Raw genomic sequence first — 1,300 nt, forward strand, 5'->3', positions numbered from 1 at the left:
TTCACAGAACTAGAGGGCGAACTAGAAGCCGAGCTAAAACTCAGACAAAAACAATACAAATACTACTTGAACAAACTCCTCAGCTTTGAAAATGATGGGGGGGGGGGATTAGTTGAATACAAGACTCTTGGGGAAATCGCATTGAAAATCACATCTGGAGGGACTCCTCTAACTTCAAAAAAAGAATACTACGATGGAAATATTCCTTGGCTAAACACCAAAGAAGTTAAAGATTGTCGGATTTATGCAACAGAAAAAACAATTACTAATTTAGGATTGGAAAACTCTTCTGCAAAATGGATCGAAAAAAATTCTGTAATTGTAGCGATGTATGGTGCAACTGCAGGGAGAGTTGGTATTAATAAAATACCCTTAACAACCAATCAAGCTTGTTGCAATATAACTATGGATGATACAAAGGCAAATTATAACTATGTATATTATGTTTTATTAAATAGCTATGAAAAGTTATTTCTATGGTATCTGGTGGGGCACAAAAAAATTTAAATGCTCAAATAATTTCAAATTTCAAAATCCCCATCCCACCCTTAGAGGAGCAGGAGCGGATTGTGGGGATTTTGGATAAGTTTGATGAGCTTGTGAGTGATATTTCTTTGGGGATTCCTGCGGAGATACAGATGCGGAAGAAGCAGTATTATGAATGGGCAGGAAAGTGGATTTTATTTATTCCTTGGCATTTTCCAAATACTCAAAACCCAAAATCAATGGAAGAGAATGAAAAGGATTTATCAAATTTTTATCCAAGTTTATACATGCATCTACTAGAACATAAGGACAAACTATCCAATAGAAATAAAGATGAAACAGGAATAAGGTATGAATGGTATTGTCTTCAACGCTGGGGAAGCAATTATATGAGCGAATTTAATAGGCAGAAGATTGTGTGGGCAGAAATGACCAAAGATCCATCTTTTATTTATAATAATGATGGAATTTTTATTAATCAAACTTGTTATTTTATACCCAATGCAAACAAATATCATTTAGCTATTTTAAATTCAAAGTTGATTTATTTTTATATGCAGCTTATAGCTTCTAGCTTAGGAGAGGGTGCTTTTAGATGGATAAAACAATATATAGAAAAAATTCCCATCCCAAAAATAAATGAAAAAAATCAAAATATAGTAGATAAAATCATCTCATTGACAGATGAGATTTTGACACTTAAAGAACAGAATATGGATTCTGATATTTCTGAATTTGATTTGCAAATAAATCGACTTGTTTATGAACTCTACGAACTATCAGAGGAAGAAATAGCTTTTGTTGAAAGTTAAAA

2 protein-coding genes are annotated in these 1,300 nt (G+C 32.7%); both read left to right on the plus strand.

Annotation, left to right across the window (positions count from 1 at the left end; genetic code table 11):
* A partial coding sequence (locus tag Q5I06_RS08640; protein ID WP_305520940.1) for a restriction endonuclease subunit S occupies positions 1–507 on the plus strand: 507 nt, incomplete at its 5' end.
* A complete protein-coding gene (locus tag Q5I06_RS08645; protein ID WP_305520941.1) occupies positions 477–1,298 on the plus strand; it encodes a restriction endonuclease subunit S in 822 nt (273 codons plus the stop codon). The genes Q5I06_RS08640 and Q5I06_RS08645, both read left to right, overlap by 31 nt.
* The last annotated feature ends 2 nt before the right edge of the window (positions 1,299–1,300 follow it).

The organism is Helicobacter cappadocius, assembly GCF_030688855.1.
GTDB classification, from domain to species: domain Bacteria; phylum Campylobacterota; class Campylobacteria; order Campylobacterales; family Helicobacteraceae; genus Helicobacter_J; species Helicobacter_J cappadocius.